The sequence below is a fragment of the Faecalicatena sp. Marseille-Q4148 genome (assembly GCA_018228665.1).
Classification (GTDB): Bacteria; Bacillota; Clostridia; order Lachnospirales; family Lachnospiraceae; genus UBA9414.
On sequence record CP073692.1, the window covers coordinates 2,746,257 to 2,764,441 of the forward strand.

Annotated in this window: 20 protein-coding genes; 19 read left to right on the plus strand and 1 reads right to left on the minus strand. The window is 39.5% G+C overall.

The window, feature by feature from the left end; all coding sequences use genetic code 11:
- Positions 1 to 2 precede the first annotated feature (2 nt).
- The 5 genes from KFE17_13210 to KFE17_13230 all read left to right on the plus strand — a co-directional run bounded on the left by KFE17_13210 (position 3) and on the right by KFE17_13230 (position 4,205).
- Complete coding sequence (locus KFE17_13210) at positions 3 to 1,169, plus strand: iron-containing alcohol dehydrogenase (GenBank protein QUO31768.1); 1,167 nt, start codon at positions 3 to 5, stop codon at positions 1,167 to 1,169.
- 330 nt (positions 1,170 to 1,499) lie between these two features.
- Positions 1,500 to 1,949, plus strand: coding sequence for a winged helix-turn-helix transcriptional regulator (locus KFE17_13215; GenBank protein QUO31769.1), 450 nt, complete (start codon positions 1,500 to 1,502; stop codon positions 1,947 to 1,949).
- A gap of 76 nt (positions 1,950 to 2,025) precedes the next feature.
- Positions 2,026 to 3,426, plus strand: coding sequence for an MATE family efflux transporter (locus tag KFE17_13220; GenBank protein ID QUO31770.1), 1,401 nt, complete (start codon positions 2,026 to 2,028; stop codon positions 3,424 to 3,426).
- 99 nt (positions 3,427 to 3,525) lie between these two features.
- A complete protein-coding gene (locus KFE17_13225; GenBank protein ID QUO33718.1) occupies positions 3,526 to 3,975 on the plus strand; it encodes a TnpV protein in 450 nt (149 codons plus the stop codon).
- Positions 3,976 to 4,040: 65 nt separating this feature from the next.
- The gene (locus KFE17_13230; protein ID QUO31771.1) at positions 4,041 to 4,205 is read left to right on the plus strand and encodes a hypothetical protein; all 165 of its coding nucleotides are present in this window, start codon (positions 4,041 to 4,043) and stop codon (positions 4,203 to 4,205) included.
- Between the two features lie 164 nt (positions 4,206 to 4,369).
- Here the strand turns inward: KFE17_13230 and KFE17_13235 are convergent, their stop codons facing one another.
- Positions 4,370 to 6,607, minus strand: coding sequence for an Archaeal ATPase (locus KFE17_13235; GenBank protein QUO33719.1), 2,238 nt, complete (start codon positions 6,605 to 6,607; stop codon positions 4,370 to 4,372).
- A gap of 325 nt (positions 6,608 to 6,932) precedes the next feature.
- Between KFE17_13235 and KFE17_13240 the strand changes: the two genes are divergently transcribed.
- The 14 genes from KFE17_13240 (at position 6,933) to rpsS (ending at position 18,160) form a co-directional block, all read left to right on the plus strand.
- A complete protein-coding gene (locus KFE17_13240) occupies positions 6,933 to 7,121 on the plus strand; it encodes a hypothetical protein (GenBank protein QUO31772.1) in 189 nt (62 codons plus the stop codon).
- A 76-nt stretch (positions 7,122 to 7,197) separates the two neighbouring features.
- Positions 7,198 to 8,787 carry a recombinase family protein gene (locus KFE17_13245; protein QUO31773.1) on the plus strand — a complete coding sequence of 530 codons (1,590 nt, stop codon included), beginning with the start codon at positions 7,198 to 7,200 and terminating at the stop codon, positions 8,785 to 8,787.
- Complete coding sequence (locus KFE17_13250) at positions 8,784 to 10,376, plus strand: recombinase family protein (GenBank protein QUO31774.1); 1,593 nt, start codon at positions 8,784 to 8,786, stop codon at positions 10,374 to 10,376. Before KFE17_13245 ends, KFE17_13250 begins: the two co-directional genes overlap by 4 nt.
- Positions 10,377 to 10,438: 62 nt before the next feature.
- Positions 10,439 to 11,335, plus strand: coding sequence for a S8 family peptidase (locus KFE17_13255; protein ID QUO31775.1), 897 nt, complete (start codon positions 10,439 to 10,441; stop codon positions 11,333 to 11,335).
- Between the two features lie 92 nt (positions 11,336 to 11,427).
- Entirely contained in the window at positions 11,428 to 12,834 is a 1,407-nt protein-coding gene (gene cls, locus KFE17_13260; GenBank protein QUO31776.1) for a cardiolipin synthase, read from the plus strand.
- 123 nt (positions 12,835 to 12,957) lie between these two features.
- Positions 12,958 to 13,722: a proline reductase cluster protein PrdD gene (gene prdD, locus KFE17_13265; protein ID QUO31777.1), complete on the plus strand. Its 765-nt coding sequence runs from the start codon at positions 12,958 to 12,960 to the stop codon at positions 13,720 to 13,722.
- 12 nt (positions 13,723 to 13,734) lie between these two features.
- Positions 13,735 to 14,205, plus strand: coding sequence for a proline reductase (locus KFE17_13270; protein ID QUO31778.1), 471 nt, complete (start codon positions 13,735 to 13,737; stop codon positions 14,203 to 14,205).
- Positions 14,206 to 14,299: 94 nt separating this feature from the next.
- A complete protein-coding gene (locus tag KFE17_13275; GenBank protein ID QUO31779.1) occupies positions 14,300 to 14,491 on the plus strand; it encodes a hypothetical protein in 192 nt (63 codons plus the stop codon).
- Between the two features lie 420 nt (positions 14,492 to 14,911).
- Complete coding sequence (gene rpsJ / locus KFE17_13280; protein QUO31780.1) at positions 14,912 to 15,229, plus strand: 30S ribosomal protein S10; 318 nt, start codon at positions 14,912 to 14,914, stop codon at positions 15,227 to 15,229.
- Between the two features lie 71 nt (positions 15,230 to 15,300).
- Entirely contained in the window at positions 15,301 to 15,981 is a 681-nt protein-coding gene (rplC, locus tag KFE17_13285; GenBank protein ID QUO31781.1) for a 50S ribosomal protein L3, read from the plus strand.
- 28 nt (positions 15,982 to 16,009) lie between these two features.
- Positions 16,010 to 16,630: a 50S ribosomal protein L4 gene (gene rplD / locus KFE17_13290; GenBank protein ID QUO31782.1), complete on the plus strand. Its 621-nt coding sequence runs from the start codon at positions 16,010 to 16,012 to the stop codon at positions 16,628 to 16,630.
- Entirely contained in the window at positions 16,630 to 16,929 is a 300-nt protein-coding gene (gene rplW / locus KFE17_13295) for a 50S ribosomal protein L23 (protein QUO31783.1), read from the plus strand. The genes rplD and rplW overlap by 1 nt, the downstream gene beginning before the upstream one ends.
- An 82-nt stretch (positions 16,930 to 17,011) precedes the next feature.
- Positions 17,012 to 17,854 carry a 50S ribosomal protein L2 gene (gene rplB / locus KFE17_13300; protein QUO31784.1) on the plus strand — a complete coding sequence of 281 codons (843 nt, stop codon included), beginning with the start codon at positions 17,012 to 17,014 and terminating at the stop codon, positions 17,852 to 17,854.
- Between the two features lie 24 nt (positions 17,855 to 17,878).
- Positions 17,879 to 18,160 carry a 30S ribosomal protein S19 gene (rpsS, locus tag KFE17_13305; GenBank protein QUO31785.1) on the plus strand — a complete coding sequence of 94 codons (282 nt, stop codon included), beginning with the start codon at positions 17,879 to 17,881 and terminating at the stop codon, positions 18,158 to 18,160.
- The last annotated feature ends 25 nt before the right edge of the window (positions 18,161 to 18,185 follow it).

Sequence of the window (18,185 nt, forward strand, 5' to 3'; positions counted from 1 at the left end):
TTATGTTAGGAAATTTTTCGTATTCAAATCCGACAAAACTTTACTTTGGAGAGGATTCTCTTTGTTTTTTGAACGAGGAGCTTCCCAAATATGGAAAAATCGTTCAGTTGATTTATGGCGGTGGTTCTATTAAGAAAAATGGAATTTACAATCAGGTTATGAAATTGCTGAAAGATAACGGAAAGGTAGTCATTGAAGATGGAGGCGTGATGCCAAATCCTACAATAGAAAAATTAAGGGAGGGTGTTCAGATTGCCAGAGAAAATCACGTAGATTTTCTGCTGGCTGTAGGCGGCGGCTCTTGCTGCGACTATGCAAAAGCGGTTTCCGTGTCTGTTCACTGTGATGAAGATCCGTGGGAGAAATATTATATCCGCTTTGAGGAGCCGGATTGTGAGATTGTCCCTGTTGGCTGTGTATTGACTATGGTGGGAACCGGAAGCGAAATGAATGGAGGTGCGGTAATTACGAATCATGATCAAAAGATGAAAATTGGTCATGTGTTTGGAGATGCTGTGATGCCGAAGTTTGCAATCCTGAATCCGAAATTCACTTTCACATTGCCGAAAGAGCAGATGGTGGCCGGCATTTATGATATCTTCAATCATATCTGTGAGCAGTATTTCTCTGGGGAGGACGACAATACCAGCGATTATATCAGCGAGGCACTGATGAAATCGGTAATTCACAGTTCGAGAATTGCCATTCAGAATCCAGAGGACTATGAGGCAAGGTCGAATATCATGTGGGCTGCAACTTGGGCGCTGAATACGCTTGTCTCCAGAGGAAAAAGTACCGACTGGATGGTTCATATGCTTGGTCAGGCAGTAGGAGCATATACAGATGCAACTCACGGAATGACGCTTTCTGCGGTGTCACTTCCCTACTATCATTATATTATGCCTTATGGACTTAGCAAGTTTTGCCGTTTTGCTGTGAATGTGTGGGAGGTCGATCCTGCCGGAAAATCTGATGAACAGATTGCCATAGAAGGACTTTCCTGTATGGAAGTTTGGATGAAAGAACTGGGACTTACAATAAATCTCCATGAGTTGGGAGTGACAGAAGAAATGCTGGATGGCATTGCAAATGGAACCATCATCATGGAAGGTGGATATAAGGTGTTGAATCATGATGAGGTGTTGGAGATTTTGAAGAACAGTCTGTAAGTATTTAAGTAGGAGCTTTTATATCGATAATATAATAGAGAAAGACTAGTAATGTGGAAGTAATTTTTCTTGCGTAAGAAATAATTTAACACTTTTTACAAATCATAGGCTAGGACAGCTTTGTCAGATGTTTTCCTACTATGCCTGCGTCTGTTTGATTGCTTTCACTTTTTTCTGGTATTTTTGGCGTAAAATCATTGTTATCCCCTGCACTGTCTACGCCGTCATAAATGAAAAACGCTGCATACATAATAGGAATTTATGACTTGACAAACATTGCTTAAAATTATAAAATGGTTTGCAAGCAAACAAATTTCGGAGGAGTGAATTATGCAGGATAGTTACATTCAAAATACAGACATTAGCTTTCTTAATAAAAAATTAGACAATCACATTCAACGAAAAATCCACGCTTTGTATAATCGGAAAGAATTTCAGGAATGTTCCTTGATGAATATGTGGGTAGTAGATTATCTGTTCCACATGGAATTAAGCCAAACAACTGTATTTCAGAAAGATATAGAAGCGGAATTTTCTATCAATCGGGCTACTGCATCCAAAATGTTGACTTTGATGGAAAAGAAAAAGTTAATTAAACGGACAAATTATGCCAGTGATAGCCGTCTGAAGCAAATTGAGTTAGAGCCGTATGGTTTAGAACTTCAAAAAATGTGCTATCACATAAGAGAAGAAATTGAAAGGGAGCTTACTGCGTTCCTTACCGAAGAAGAAGTGAAAATCTTCAAAACCATTTATTTGCGGATTCTTGCTAATATGTAATGAAATGCACTTTTTTCTTCAAATAGTTTGCTTGCAAACATATTTGTATTATAAATAATAGGAGGAATTAACATCTATGAATAGTAAAGAAGATTTATTTCAAAATGCCCCCATTTCAAAATCAGTTTTTCAAATGGCTGTTCCAACTGTCATTTCTTCATTAGTTTTAGTCATTTACAATATGGCAGATACCTTTTTTATCGGGCAGACTCATGACCCTTTGCAGGTTGCTGCCGTATCTCTTACGAATGCTGTATTTGTCATGTATATGGCAATCGCCCAATTGCTGGGAATTGGCGGAAGTGCCGTCATATCCATTCTTTTGGGCAAGGGAGAATGTGAAAAGGCAAAAAATGCGTCTGCGTTCTGCTTTTATGGCTCTTTGATTTTGGGAGTTATTGCTGGTATTGTTATTATTTTGTTTATGGAGCCGCTTCTTATGATACTGGGAAGCCGAAGTGAAACCTATCAATATTCAAAAGAGTATTTGTTTTATATTGCAGTTGGTGCGCCTTTCATTCTGCTTGCAAATACCTTTGGGCATGCAGTAAGAGGTGAGGGTGCCTCTAAAGCATCCATGATTGGTGGAATGATTGGAACGATTGTCAATATTATTTTAGACCCTATTTTCATTTTGGTATTTCATATGGGAACAGCGGGAGCTGCAATTGCTACAGTTTTAGGGAATGTATTTGGCTGCGTGTATTACCTTTACTTTTTAACAAGGAGAAGCCAGTCTATGTCTTTGAATTTTAGATATTTCAAGAGATGCGGTCAAATTGCTGTGCGTGTATTATCAGTTGGTGTTCCAGCAGGAATCAGTTCTGCACTAATGAGTATTGCAACAATACTGTTAAATAATGCACTTGTCCCATATGGAGATACCGCCGTGGCTGCTATGGGGATTGTAACAAAGGTTTATCTTTTTATTGTTTTCGTCCATATGGGAATATCAAATGGTATTCAGCCTTTGCTTGGCTACTGCTACGGAGCAGGAAATCGCAAACGATTTATGGGAATTTTGAAATTCAGCGGCATTTTAACCGTTATATGTGGGAGCATACTGACAATTGCATATATTGTATTCAGTAAACAAATTATGGGCATCTTTATAGATGATTCTGAAGTTGTTCAATACGGTGTTCCCATGTTAATTGCGACTTCTTTGCCGGGGCCTGTTTTGGGGCTTATGTTCCTGTCTATCAACAGTATGCAGGCACTTGACCGTCCACTTCCGGCAACGATACTTTCTCTGTGCAGGCAAGGCTTATTCTTTATTCCTCTTCTGTTTATTCTGAATCAGGTATTTGGTCTTAATGGAATCAGTTATACACAGGCAGTATCAGATTATCTTGCTATATTGATTGCACTATTTATGCTGTTCACATCAGTGAAAAAAGCATTTGTCGCAGAAAAACGCAGTGCAGAGTCAAATCATGATACAAATTTATCGCATAAATGTGAGGTCGCGGGGTGATATGCCATAATTCATGGTGACGAGTTCAGTTGCCTTGAATAACAGATGAACAGGGACACAATCAACTGGATTCGTATCAACCGGATACAGGAGATCGCTATAATGAATTTGAAAAAACGTATTCACGATGACAGTAATGGTCTGGACTATGTTTTGATCGGTGACTACTACATACCAGACTTACAGCTACCAGAGGAAAAATGCCCTATCGGACGGTGGGGACGGATGCACAAGGAATATCTGCAAGAGCATTGTCCCGGCCAGTACAATGAATTGCTTCTGTTTGGAAAACTGTGGACATATCTTGCTGATTTAGACAAACAGACACAGTCACGGCTTGATACTATTGTCAGTCAGATGCAGGAAACTGAAAACATTACCGAGGACTTGAAGTGCAGGAATCGGCTCTGTTGGGTACAGTCTATGAACAGCGTACGCCACCGGGCAGAGGAAATCATTCTCTCGAAGCTTGTGTACGGAAAGGAGCTGTTCCTTACTATCAGTATATTATGCCTTATGGACTTAGCAAGTTTTGTCGTTTTGCTGTGAATGTGTGGGAGGTCGATCCTGCCGGAAAATCTGATGAACAGATTGCCATAGAAGGACTTTCCTGTATGGAAGTTTGGATGAAAGAACTGGGACTTACAATGAATCTCCATGAGTTGGGAGCAACAGAAGAAATGTTGCAGGGAATCGCAAACGGAACACTTATCATGGAGGGTGGATATAAGGTGCTGAATCATGATGAGGTGTTGAATATACTGAAAAATAGCTTATAATCATTAAAGCAGAAGTGACACAGTAAGAATTACCCATGATAAAATTAAAGAACGTCTTGCGGAATTTAATGAATGGAAAACATATAGCATAAAGATGGATTTTGATAAGACTTGGAAAAACAACGGCGGGCAATTTTGTCCGCCGTAAAATTATGTTTATTTTGCTAAAAATCTGATAGTCTTTTCCCAATAGAAAATCCAACTTGTGGATATAATTCCTGAATTTCCTGATACTTTGCTTCTATCAATTCCGGTTCGTCTGACCAGATATTCTCATAAATCTTCAGGGCTTTTTTGAAGTGTGTTTTCGCCTGTGAGATATTAGCTGTTATCAGGCATATATTTCCTAGAGATTCCTGTACTTGGGCATAATCCAGGCAGTGGTCGGAATTGTATTCTTTGATAATTCGTGCTAATTTCTGTAGAGAGGATATGGCACATTCTGATTCTTGTATTTCTGCTAATAGGGTAGCGTAATTACTAATCTGCGGAATGCTGTCATTGGTATAAAGAAGTCCGTATTCTTCTAATAGCGAGATGCCCGTTTCCATGTGTTCTCTTGCCGGTTCTATTTGACATTGCATCCGATAAAGTCCTCCGAGGTTTGCATGAAGGTTGGATACAAGGTGGGCATTATCTTTTGTGATTTCTTTTATTTGAGAAAGCGCTTCTTTTTCTAATTGGATGGCTTTCTGCGTCTTGGCTTCCATAGCTGCCTGATAGTCCAGTAATAGTGCACGGTCAGAAGCAGTCCCATGATTATCTGTTTTTATAAGTTGTTTTAATTCTTGAATGATTTCTGCCATGCCTTTTTGATAGTGATATTTCTCCATATATGGAAAGATGTTTTCTAAAAATAATAGGTATTGAGAAATATCATCTTTTTCGATTAGCTGCATGATGTTTTCTACTGTCTGAAATAATTTCTTATAATAGCTGATTTCTACACCGTGCATTAAACATATTTTTTGAAGAGAAGCCAATAAGGTGCGACAGGTTGTAATGGAAGGTCTGTTTTCTGAAACAGCGATTTCCTGAATCAATGGATGCAGAGAAATGCTATGTCGGATATTTTCTTGAACGAAGCCTGTCTCAATCAGATCATTTACATCATTTAAAGTAGGCAGTTCCAGCCATTTTGCAAATATACGTGCAGAAATGCCGGACGAAGGAAGAAAACACATGTTACACATAATATCTTGCTGTTTCTGAGATAAAGAGTATAACGAAAATAGGGTATGGATATGGTTGTAATAAGTGGCTTTACTGCTTTGCCCGTCTTTGATTATTTTAATCTTATCTTCGTTATGAAGAGATGCTTTTTCCTCCTGAAGCTTTGTTAGTAATTGATTTGGAGTTAAAATCCCATTTTCCAGAAGTTTGGCTGCCAGTTCGATAGCAAGAGTATGGTTGTGCACAGTTTCTATGATTTTCTCTACTACTGGTCGGTGTTCCTCTGCATCTGAATAAAAAATTGATGTCAACTGGAAAAGAGAGGACATATCTTTTATTTCTTTTAGCTGCAAACTACAGTATTCAGTCAGTCGGCTTCTGGTTGTAAATAAAACCCGACAACGGTATTTTAATACCACGGACAGACAACTGTCCTGCGTGGATGTAACATTAAAATTATCTATGATGAGCAGTGTATCTGATTTCAGAGAACGTAAGAAACGGTTATGTCTTTGAAAACGCTCCTGTTCACTAATTTCTGGTGGATCATCAATAAAGTCCATGTCTGTGATATCTTGATGCAGATCACCGGTATATTCCGTGTAGAGAATATTGGTGTACTGTTTTCTGTATTGCTTTGCATAGACTTTAGCGAGTTCGCTTTTTCCAATCCCTGCAATTCCGTAAAGAAATATATGGCGGTTCTCTTCAAACATAGTGTGTAGTTCTTCCAGTTCTTCTTCTCTTCCGAGAAAATGGCGACATGGTTTTGGGACTTCACTGTCCATAATGTAATCCAGTACAATCGGGGAAAGAGCACCTCCTGCAATTAGTTTTTGGTTTCTTGTATCACGTTTGACAAATTGACGTTCCATACCAAAAGAAAGCACTTTTGCCAAAAACAACAGTCTTGAATCGGAAGGCTTATATAGAGAGGCAATTTCCTGTTTTTTTGTATCTGAAATAGTATCGTCCTGCATGAATAACGTATAAATGTCTTGTATAACCATGTTGCAGTCTGCCATTAAGGGAAGCAAGTTCCGCTGAATGGTTTCTGCCAGCTTTTTCTGATTACTGGGTTTGGCATAATAAGAAGATATTTTTGGACTGATTTTTGCCTGTCCGGTTATCCAGCGGCAAATTAGACCATTATCCATAGAAAAATCTTCATTTATTGGATCATTCATAAAATCTTCAAATAATTCGTATAAAAAATCAGGTTGGTTCATCTGATTGCTTTCGCTGATTTGATTTTTTAAGCATGTGCTGATGGAAGAAAAATCACATCGTTCCAATAGAAATCCCTCCTGTGGTTTTCAAGTTTTATATGTTGTGCTAAATTTCCCTTATTATAGCACGAACAAATGTTCTGAACAATAGGAAGTGGTGCTATATATGAAGAAAATGAATAAAAAGGCTCAATCTGCGGTCAATTTTCATTCAATGTGATTTATGCAGAAGAATTTTAGAATGTAATCAGGCTTTCGAAAGCCGAATTCAATTCATACAGAACTTTTGTACAATCCTGCCGGCATAGGATGTAGAGAGAACTGTATGCTGAAGGAGGCATATAGCATGAATACGTTATTTGATTCTGTAGAAGTTCTGGATACAAAAAAAGAAACTCAAAAAGAGAATGTAAGCTATGAACATGCAGGATATCAGATTCGAGTGCATTTTAATGGAGAAAAGACATTGACTCAGTGTATTCAGAATCTAACGGAACGAAAAATTGCAGGTTGATTTTCTATAGTTCTTGTTGTAAGATAAAGACAATTAAAGACAATGACTATACAAGACCAATGAAAAGAGGGATAAAATGTATCAGGCAGGAATTTATTGCCGAATTTCCATTGAAGAGCAAAACAAAGAGGGTGAATACAGCAATAGTATTCACTCTCAGATTCAGATGGCAAGAGATTATATTGCAGAGCAGAATGATATTGCGGAGAAACAAGTTTATGTAGATGACGGGGCTTCCGGAAGTAATTTTGAAAGAACTGAATTTCGGCGGATGCTGGCAGATATCGAGCTTGGTGTTATCAATATGGTGATTTTTAAGGATGTATCACGACTTGGAAGAGAACATATTGATACGAACTATTATCTGGGCAAATATTTTCCAGAGAAACAGATTCGGGTTGTTTCTATTTTGGACAATTATGATTCTGTTATTGGAACTTACGATGAGATGTTAGAAATCAAAACTTTGCTGAATGATATGTATCTGAGAGATACGTCCAGAAAGATTAAAATGACCATTCAGACCAAAAGAAGTATGGGCGAATATACTCCGAAACAGCCCCCCTTTGGATATGTGAAAAGTAAAACAATTCATAATCATCTGGAAGTTGATCCTTATGCAGCCGAGGTTGTTCGAAGAATTTACAGAATGTATCAAAATGGATTTGGCTGTACGGTTATTTGCAGGACTTTGAATGAAGATGAAATCCCTTGTCCCGCAAAATATAAAAAGGAAGTTTTAAAAACCAATTATGTATGGGATTCGGGAAAAGGTCTGTGGACATCGTCTACTGTAAGTGGAATTTTAAAGAATTCAGTCTATACTGGGGCGGTTGTGATTCGGAAACATGAAAGACCGTCTTATAAGCTGAAATACAAAAAGGCAATTCCCCTGGAAGAAATGGAGCTGGTGCCGGATGCACATGAGGCAATCATTTCTAAAGAAGAGTTTGACATGGTTCAGCAAATAAGAAAGGGGCGCCGAGTTCCCTATTTTGATAAAAACAACGAACCACATAAATATGTGGGACTGCTCTTTTGTGGGAAATGTAAAACAGCCATGCGAAAACGTTATCTGGCATCTCATAAGGACTATGACGGATATATGTGTGGTTTTCACCAGAAGCAGGGGCAGAATTACTGTGAGTTGAATCATATTACATTTGAAAAGCTGGATGAACTGGTTGTATTTGCAATCAACCAGCAATTGAAACAGATGAAGATGGATATGAAGAATCTGGAAACTCAGATCAGACAGAAACAGCCGGAACTGGATGGTAAAATTGCAAAATTGCAGGCAAAAATAGAAAGAAATCTGGAATACCGGAAACGAGCATATGAACAGTTTATGGATGAAGTACTTTCCAAAGAGGAATATCTGGAATTAAAACAGATGTATGAAACAGAGAATCAGAAATATCAAAAAGAATTATCAGAACTGAACCATGAGGCGCAAAGTCAACAATCAGCTGTAAATGAGACAAAGATGTGGTTAGGGCATTTTAATCGCAGGAAAATAACGGTAAAGCAGCTTACCAGAGAAGTGCTTGTGGAGTTAGTTGATAAAATTTATGTATATCCAGAGCAGAAAATAGATATATATTTTAAGTTTGCTTCAGTAGAGAGTTCACCAGATAGAATACTTGAGAAAGATGGGGTGATATGATGTATCAGATGGGTGTATATTGTCGTCTGTCGAAGGATGATGGAGAGAATAAAGTTAGTGAGAGTATTGAAAATCAGATGAAACTGATTCGGGAGTATGTGAGTAAATCAGAGGATCTGGAAATCGCAGATATTTATATTGATGACGGTTATTCGGGGCTTTATTTTGCGAATAGACCGGAATTTCAGCGGATGATGGAGGATATCTACAAAGGGAAAATTCAAGGCGTTATTACGAAAGATATTTCCCGGCTTGGGCGTGAACATATTGAAACCAGTAATTATATCGAGCGTGTTTTTCCATCTTTGGGTGTGCGTTATATTGCAATTTTGGATGGCGTGGATTCTGTTCATCACAGTAATGAAGAACTGGCACAGTTTAAGACGCTGTTTAATGATATGTATAGTCGTGATATATCTAAGAAAATCAGAGGTGCATTGACCGCCCAGAAGAAACGGGGACAGTTTATGTCTGGGTTTGCCCCATATGGATATGTAAAAGATCCGGCAGATAAGCATCATTTTCTTGTAGATGAAGAAGCAGCTAAAGTGGTACGGAGAATCTTTTATATGAGTCTGGAAGGATATTCCAGGGATAGTATTGCAAAGAAACTGAATCAGGAAGGAATTCTGACACCGTCAGAGTATAAGAGAAAGGTGCAGGGATTGAAATATGCCAATGCATTAGAAAAAGTGGGTGCAAAGGGCTGGGCATATCCTACGATCAATGTAATTTTGCGAAACAGAGTTTATACAGGGGCTATGGTACAGCATAAATCAGAAAAGATATCCTATAAAGTGGAAAAGTATCAATATATTCCAGAGGAACAGCAGTATATTGTGGAAGGAATGCACGAAGCAATTATCAGCAAAGATACTTTTGAGCAGGTACAGGAACTTATGAAGAAAAGAACACGGACACCGGGATTTAATAGCGAAGTGAGAAAGGTAAATCCATACGCAGGAATTATTGTTTGCGGAGATTGCGGATATAATTTCCAGAGGGTTACCTGTCGGGATGGTTATGAGTGCGGTACCTATCATAAAAAAGGAAACACAGTTTGTTATTCTCATTTCATTAAAAAAGAAGTATTGGATTCTATTGTAAAAAATGAAATCCAAAGACAAGCGGAACTGGCACTGAAAGAAAGTGATAAGGATGAAATATTAAAAGCAGCAGATAGAAGGAAGGAGGTGCAGAGGCGATGTGTAGAAGCAGATCAGCAGATTGAACGGTTGCAAAAAGAACTTGCAGCTATTCAGAAGTATAAAAAGAAAACTTACGAAAATTATGTAGATGGTGTTCTGGATAAAGAAGAATATCTCTCCTATAAGGCAGAATATGAAAAGCAGGATAAAGAGATCAGGGAGAAGATTCAGTTGGCAGAACAAGAGAAAGACAGCTTTGGAGAGGCAGAAGAATCTTATGAAAACTGGATAGAGAAATTTATCAAGTATGGAACATTATCCGAAGTGACAAGAGAAATTGTGACAGAGTTGATTGAAAAAATTGTTGTGAATGGAGATAAGAGCATTGATATCGTATTTAAGTATCAGTCACCTTATCCTGTAGAGAAAAATGCAGTGTAAAGACTGCAAATTTTTTTACAATAATTTTCCCCTAGTTATAATGAACACATGATGGAACGACTTTGGCAGAACGATTTATTGATTCTCTTGCGAATATATGGAAAACAGTTATTTGTGTAGGGGCAGGCAATGAGGCGGCCGGCGCCGGTCATACGTCTGGAGTTTTAACGGCAGAAGAAGAGGAAATAGTAGAATTTGCAGTACAGGATCGGCAGCCGGAACTGAGTATTCAGATTTGGAAGGAATACGAGGATGAAATGGAAATTTCGATTATTGCGCCATCAGGGATTCGGGTAGGACCGATAAAACAAGTGCTGGGACCGCAGCGGTTTAAAATAGAACGAACAGAAATTTTACTGTATTATGGAGAGCCAAATCCGTATAGCACTGCACAGGAAGTTTATATTTCGTTTTTGCCGGAGACGGATTATATCGATAGTGGAATTTGGGGGATTGTATTAACGCCTGTCAGCATTGTGAGGGGAGCATATGAAATGTGGATGCCGGGGCAGCAGGTATTAAACAGAGGAACCGGTTTTTTGTATCCTACAGCGAAAACGACTTTGACGATTCCTTCTGCGGCAGCAAACGTGGTAACCGTAGGGGCTTATGACAGCAGGACATTTTCCTATGCTGATTTTTCCGGGCGGGGGTATACAAGAATTACAAATCAGATTAAGCCGGATCTTGCGGCGCCCGGAGTTAATGTGCGGACGACAAGAGTTGGGGGAGGCTATGTTGAGATGACAGGAACTTCTTTCGCGACGCCTTTTGTGACCGGAGCAGCGGCATTGATGATGGAATGGGGAATCATAAGAGGAAATGATCCATATCTGTATGGAGAGAAAGTAAAAGCGTATTTGAGAAAAGGAGCCAGAGCGCTGCCGGAGTTTGAAGAATATCCCAATCCATATGTGGGTTTTGGGGCGTTGTGTGTGAGGGAGAGCATCCCGGAGTAAAGTTTATAGAATCTTTGTGAATAAGTACTTGACCACTGTCTGTTCCTAAGTCATATTATATTACATATAATGAAGTTAGGACGGTGATGAAAATGTTACACATGATGTTGTTGATCATTTATATTTCACTTATTCTGATGGTGGTTTTTGTAGAACGAAAACATCCGACAGAAGCGTTGCTATGGGTAGTGATTATGATTTGTCTGCCATATTTTGGGACAATTTTATATCTGATATTCGGAAGCACAGTTGCAATCAAGTTAACTGCATTTATACGCAGGAAGAAACTTCAGATGCAGCCGGATAATGTAGAGTTATTGTCGCCGGTTTCGCTGGAAGAAGGGCATTTGTCGGAATCTGATCTGCAGGTAATCCGATTTAATACAGTGTATAACGCAAGTGAACTGACTTGCTGTCAAAATGCAGAATTTTATACGAGTGGAAAAGCCCATTATACCCAGCTTTTTAAAGATCTGGAACAGGCCAAAACGTGTATTTTTATTGAATTTTATACAATCCATCACGATATGATCGGAGAGAAACTTGTGGAAGTTTTGACAAAAAAAGCAAGTGAGGGAGTGGAAGTATGGGTAATGTGTGATTTTATTGCGAACCTTTCCACACCTAAGAAGATGTTCCGGCCGCTTGAAGATGCCGGAGGAAAAGTTGTGCGTGTGAAACCATATTTTACCCATTATAGAAGTCATAGAAAGATTGTCTCGATCGATCAGAAAATTTCGTATATTGGAGGAATGAATATCGGAAAACAGTACGCAAATATGGATCGCGTGAAAAACCCGTGGAGGGATACACAGATTCGCCTGGAGGGAGCATGCACATCGATTTTGAATACATATTTTTTAAAAGACTGGCTCTGCTCGATTAAGCGCTGTGACTGGGAAGATACGATTCACTACCTGAAAGAGATGAAGCAGGAATCATATGAAATGACAACATCTTATTGTCAATTTATTGCGGGTGGCGTAGACACAGATAAGGAAGCGGTTAAGATGTGCTATTTGAGTATAATACGAAGTGCAAAGAAGCGTATTCGAATTCAATCTCCATATTTTATTCCGGATGCTTCGATTCTGGATGCGTTAAAGACGGCGGCAGCTTCCGGGGTGGAGATTGAGTTAATGATTCCGGGGATTAAGGCAAGCTTCTTCTTGGATCCGGTTACAAATTATTATAGCGGTCAATTGCTTGAATATGGAACAAAAGTTTATAAATACAGGGGATATATCCATGCGAAGACGATGATTATTGATGATGAACTGTGCTGTGTAGGCTCGGTAAATATGGATATCCGAAGTTTGATGGTGGATGATGAAGTCTGTGGTGTCTTTTATGAAAATCAGCTTGTACAGCGATATAATAAGATTTATGATCATGATATTTCTGAGTGTGATTTTTACACTTGGGATGCGTTCCGGGGGCGAGACAGAAAAGAACGGATCTTAGAGAGTATTTTCCTGCCGTTTGCACCGCTAATGTAAAGTGGTGTCTGACGGCGGCGAAGGATAAAGTTTTTTAGAAAAGCAATGACAAGGTGAGAAATGGAGTGTATACTAATTGTGTATGCAGTTTGCAGATGAGAATAGTTGATAAAGGTGATGAACATGAGTGAAACAAAAGATCTGCGGCGTCTTGTGATTAAGACGTTTCATATAGAAGAAGTAACTGTGGGGGAAAAGAATGAAGTCAGCGTTGATGGATGGATGAAGATCGATCCGTATTCGTTAAATGAAATTGTGGAAAAAGAGCCGGCGATTCATTCGGTAAAGATTGAGTTGATTCCGCCATATGATCATGAGCGCTTTACGAATACGATTATGGATGTGATACCGATTTCAACAAAGGTACTCGGAGAAATCGGAGAAGGAATTACCCATACATTAACGGGAGTATGTGCAATTTTGACAGGGGTAGATGTTAACGGGATACAGACGGCAGAATTTGGCTCTTCTGAGGGAATCTTAAAAGAACAGGTAAAGTTTGGTCGGGCGGGGACGCCGGAAGTGTCGGATTATATTATCTCTGTCGATGTAACGTTTGAAGCGGGACAGGGGCAGGAGCGTTCCGGAGTGACAGCTGCCCACCGTGTTTGTGATATGCTTTTGCAGCAGCTGCGCGATCAGATGAAAATGTTTAATGGAAACCGCTGCACAGAGCGCCACGAATATCACGATATTGTACGGACAGGTAAAAAACGGGTACTTATTATCAAACAGGTGGCAGGTCAGGGAGCAATGTACGATACACATTTATTTGCGAAGGAACCGTCTGGAGTGGAAGGCGGCCGCTCGATTATTGATATGGGAAATATGCCGGTCATTGTGACGCCGAACGAATACCGGGATGGAATTATTAGATCAATGCAGTAGGAGGAATTAGTTATGGGAATTGGACCATCGACAAAGGAAACATCACGTCATCACTTTCATGATCCGCTGCTTGAAATTGTGTCTGCAGATGAAGAATTGGATCTGATGGGAATTATGCTTGTGGGAACACCGGATGGCAATGCAGATAAAATGCTTGTGGGGACACGGGCAGCTGTATGGGCAGAAGCGATGCGGGCAGATGGTGTGATTATTTCATCAGACGGCTGGGGAAATAGCGATGTAGATTATGTGAATACAGTAGACCAGCTTGCAAAACGGGGGATTGCAGTTGCGGGACTGGATTTTTGCGGAACAGCCGGACAGTTTGTTGTGGAGAGCGATAATCTGGATGCGATTGTTGATATTAATAAGAATCCATCAGGGGTAGAAACATGTGTGCTTGGTGAAAATAGCGTAAATACATTGGATGCAAGAAAGGCTGCAGCGATGCTGAAACTGAAAATGAGGAAAATGTGTAAATAACTGCATGGATGGAATCATTGAAGGATGGTATGGGAATCTTCTTTATTATATAAGGAAGAGAATGATTATAAAATGGAAAGTATAAGGAGGAAATATGGCCAGAATCATAAAAGTAGTAATTACAGTGTTGTTAGCGATGATTGGAATGGGACTATCTGAAAGATATCTTGGGGCAGAATGGGCATTATATGCAAAGGTAATCATTGTTATGATTGCGGCAGTTGCGATTACATTGGAACTTCTTACTGCGGTAAGCAATAAAAAAGAGGATGGCGAAGAAGAATAAAGAAAAGCCGGAAAGACGGCATGGAGTGAGCGGATACAAATCCAGATTCGGCAATAATGCACAAAAGAAATGTAGAAAAAACGTTAGAATTCAATGTTTTGGAAAAAGTGCAATAATTTGTAAAAATATTATAAAAAATACTTGAAATCTGACGGATCATCTTATATAATGAAAAAGCTGTGACATGATAGCGTTGAAGCGTGAGGTTGCTGCCTGTGGGATGGAAGGCAATACCGCATGGCAGGTTTTCCGTGGAGCGAATGTCAAGTTAGGAAACTGGCGACAAGTCACTGTACGAATTCATAACGGCCATTGAAATATGGTAACAACGTGTGGGTATAAGAGGACACACACGGGAGAGTGTACAGTCACCGCTTGTCGTACTGAGTTTGAAAGTACGAAAAGGAGGCGACTTTTTTTATGGCAAGTCAAGTAATGAGAATCACATTAAAAGCATATGATCATCAGTTAGTTGATGCATCTGCTAAAAAAATCATCGAAACTGTTAAAAAGAATGGATCACAGGTGAGCGGACCGGTGCCGTTACCGACAAAGAAAGAAGTTGTTACAATCTTAAGAGCAACTCACAAATACAAAGATTCCAGAGAACAGTTCGAACAGAGAACTCATAAAAGACTGATCGATATCATCACACCAACACAGAAAACTGTTGATGCATTATCAAGATTAGAAATGCCGGCTGGTGTATATATCGACATCAAAATGAAAAACAAATAAGACAGTATCAATCCTAAAATTTAGGATGAACACATAAAGTGTTCCGCTGTAAATCACAGGAGGTAAGAATAATGAAGAAAGCTATCTTAGCTACAAAAGTCGGAATGACTCAAATCTTCAACGAGCATGGAGTTTTAACTCCGGTAACTGTACTTCAGGCTGGACCATGTGTAGTAACACAGGTTAAGACAGAAGACAACGACGGTTACAAAGCTGTTCAGGTCGGATTCGTTGACAAAAAAGACAGAATCGTAAACACAGACAAGAACGGTAAGAAAGAAATCGTGCACAGACACGGTGTAACAAAAGCTGAAAAAGGACATTTTGAAAAAGCTGGTGTTGCTGGAAAGAAATTCGTTCGCGAGTTCAAGTTTGAAAACGCTGAAGAATATGCACTTGGCCAGGAAATCAAAGCAGATATCTTCGCAGCAGGCGATAAGATTGATGCAACAGCTATTTCAAAAGGTAAAGGATTCCAGGGTGCTATTAAGAGACATAATCAGCACAGAGGACCTATGGCTCACGGTTCTAAATTCCACCGTCACGCAGGTTCCAACGGCGCTGCATCTGATCCGAGTAAAGTGTTCAAAGGCAAAAAGATGCCAGGACATATGGGAAGCAAAAAAATCACAGTTCAGAATCTTGAAGTAGTGAGAGTAGATGCAGAGAACAACCTTATCTTAGTTAAGGGTTCAGTACCGGGACCGAAAAAATCATTAGTGACAATTAAGGAATCTGTGAAATCTAAATAGGTTTCATCAGGAAAGGAGGAACACATAAATGGCAAACGTAGCTGTTTACAATATCGAAGGTAAAGAAGTTGGAACAATCGACTTAAATGATGCAGTATTCGGTGTTGAAGTAAACGAACACTTAGTGCACATGGCAGTTGTAAGCCAGCTTGCAAATAAACGTCAGGGAACACAGAAAGCTAAAACACGTTCTGAAGTTTCCGGAGGCGGAAGAAAACCATGGAGACAGAAAGGAACAGGTCATGCAAGACAGGGTTCAACAAGATCTCCACAGTGGACAGGCGGTGGAGTTGTATTTGCTCCAACACCAAGAGACTACTCTTTCAAATTAAACAAAAAAGAGAAGAGAGCTGCTCTGAAATCTGCTCTTACATCAAGAGTTGCAGAACAGAAATTCATCGTAGTTGATGAGATGAACTTCGCTGAAATCAAAACAAAGAATTTCCAGAATATGCTGAACAACTTAAAAGTAAACAAAGCTTTAGTAGTTCTTGAAGATGGAAACAAAAATGCTGAAATCTCTGCAAGAAATATCGCAGATGTGAAGACAGCACATACAAATACAATTAATGTATATGACATCTTAAAATATAACACAGTTATCGCTACAAAGGCAGCTGTTGAAAAAATCGAGGAGGTGTATGCATAATGGCAAACATTAAATATTATGACGTAATCCTCAAACCAGTTATCACTGAGAAGAGCATGGAGCTTATGGGTGAAAAGAAATATACTTTCTTAGTACACACAGAAGCAACAAAAAATCAGGTAAAAGAAGCTGTTGAAAAAATGTTCGCAGGAACAAAAGTTGCAAGTGTTCACACAATGAATATGGATGGAAAATCCAAAAGACGTGGAATGACAGTTGGAAAAACAGCTAAAACAAAGAAAGCGATCGTTCAGTTAACAGCTGACAGCGCAGATATCGAGATCTTCGAAGGACTGTAAGAAGCAGTCGCGAACAGAATTGAAACTATATACGGTGCAAATCCGTGAAACGAATAATTAGGAGTTGAAAGGAGAGACAGTAATGGGAATTAAAACATATAGCCCTTACACACCTTCCAGAAGACATATGACAAGCTCTGATTTCGCAGAAATCACAAAGACAACTCCAGAGAAATCATTGGTAGTTTCTCTGAAGAAAACAGCTGGTCGTAATGCACAGGGTAAAATCACAGTAAGACACCGCGGAGGCGGAGAAAAGAGAAAATACAGAGTAATCGATTTCAAGAGAAATAAAGACGGAATTCCGGCTACAGTAATCGGAATCGAATACGATCCAAACAGAACAGCTAACATCGCACTGATCTGCTACGCTGATGGAGAAAAAGCATACATCTTAGCTCCACAGGGATTAACAGACGGTATGAAAGTTATGAACGGACCGGAAGCAGAAGTTAGAGTAGGAAACTGCCTGCCGCTTTCTGAAATCCCGGTTGGTACACAGATCCATAACATTGAGCTTTATCCGGGACGAGGCGGACAGCTTGTTCGTTCAGCTGGAAACAGCGCTCAGTTAATGGCTAAAGAAGGAAAATACGCAACACTTAGATTACCATCTGGTGAAATGAGAATGGTTCCGCTTGTATGCCGCGCATCTATCGGTGTAGTTGGTAACGGCGAGCACAACCTGATCAACGTAGGTAAAGCAGGACGTAAACGTCACATGGGTATCCGCCCAACAGTTCGTGGTTCTGTTATGAACCCTAATGACCATCCGCACGGTGGTGGTGAAGGTAAATGTGGAATCGGCCGTCCGGGTCCATGTACACCTTGGGGCAAACCTGCACTTGGTCTCAAGACAAGAAAGAAAAACAAATCTTCTAACAAATTAATCGTAAGAAGAAGAGACGGAAAAGGTATTAAATAATTCATTTCAAGGAGGTAAAACCTAATGGCTCGTTCACTGAAGAAAGGACCATTTGCAGATGCAAGCTTACTGAAAAAAGTAGATGCTATGAACGCTGCAGGTGATAAATCAGTTATTAAGACATGGTCACGTCGTTCAACAATCTTCCCTTCATTCGTTGGACACACAATCGCTGTTCACGACGGAAGAAAACACGTTCCGGTATATGTTACAGAAGATATGGTAGGCCACAAACTCGGAGAGTTCGTTGCTACAAGAACATATAGAGGACACGGAAAAGACGAAAAGAAATCAAGAGTTAGATAATAGATAACGTATTCGAAAGGAGGTT

What these genes read in the sequence shown, in the direction of transcription:
- KFE17_13270 (QUO31778.1), top strand. Translation starts at nt 13,735, where the DNA reads ATGGGAATTGGACCATCGACAAAGGAAACATCACGTCATCACTTTCAT.
- rpsJ (QUO31780.1), top strand. Translation starts at nt 14,912, where the DNA reads ATGGCAAGTCAAGTAATGAGAATCACATTAAAAGCATATGATCATCAG.
- KFE17_13245 (QUO31773.1), top strand. Translation starts at nt 7,198, where the DNA reads ATGTATCAGGCAGGAATTTATTGCCGAATTTCCATTGAAGAGCAAAAC.
- KFE17_13235 (QUO33719.1), bottom strand. Translation starts at nt 6,607, where the DNA reads ATGAACCAACCTGATTTTTTATACGAATTATTTGAAGATTTTATGAAT.
- KFE17_13215 (QUO31769.1), top strand. Translation starts at nt 1,500, where the DNA reads ATGCAGGATAGTTACATTCAAAATACAGACATTAGCTTTCTTAATAAA.
- KFE17_13230 (QUO31771.1), top strand. Translation starts at nt 4,041, where the DNA reads ATGGAAGTTTGGATGAAAGAACTGGGACTTACAATGAATCTCCATGAG.
- cls (QUO31776.1), top strand. Translation starts at nt 11,428, where the DNA reads ATGTTACACATGATGTTGTTGATCATTTATATTTCACTTATTCTGATG.
- KFE17_13250 (QUO31774.1), top strand. Translation starts at nt 8,784, where the DNA reads ATGATGTATCAGATGGGTGTATATTGTCGTCTGTCGAAGGATGATGGA.
- rpsS (QUO31785.1), top strand. Translation starts at nt 17,879, where the DNA reads ATGGCTCGTTCACTGAAGAAAGGACCATTTGCAGATGCAAGCTTACTG.
- rplB (QUO31784.1), top strand. Translation starts at nt 17,012, where the DNA reads ATGGGAATTAAAACATATAGCCCTTACACACCTTCCAGAAGACATATG.
- KFE17_13240 (QUO31772.1), top strand. Translation starts at nt 6,933, where the DNA reads ATGCTGAAGGAGGCATATAGCATGAATACGTTATTTGATTCTGTAGAA.
- rplD (QUO31782.1), top strand. Translation starts at nt 16,010, where the DNA reads ATGGCAAACGTAGCTGTTTACAATATCGAAGGTAAAGAAGTTGGAACA.
- KFE17_13275 (QUO31779.1), top strand. Translation starts at nt 14,300, where the DNA reads ATGGCCAGAATCATAAAAGTAGTAATTACAGTGTTGTTAGCGATGATT.
- KFE17_13210 (QUO31768.1), top strand. Translation starts at nt 3, where the DNA reads ATGTTAGGAAATTTTTCGTATTCAAATCCGACAAAACTTTACTTTGGA.
- KFE17_13220 (QUO31770.1), top strand. Translation starts at nt 2,026, where the DNA reads ATGAATAGTAAAGAAGATTTATTTCAAAATGCCCCCATTTCAAAATCA.
- rplC (QUO31781.1), top strand. Translation starts at nt 15,301, where the DNA reads ATGAAGAAAGCTATCTTAGCTACAAAAGTCGGAATGACTCAAATCTTC.
- prdD (QUO31777.1), top strand. Translation starts at nt 12,958, where the DNA reads ATGAGTGAAACAAAAGATCTGCGGCGTCTTGTGATTAAGACGTTTCAT.
- rplW (QUO31783.1), top strand. Translation starts at nt 16,630, where the DNA reads ATGGCAAACATTAAATATTATGACGTAATCCTCAAACCAGTTATCACT.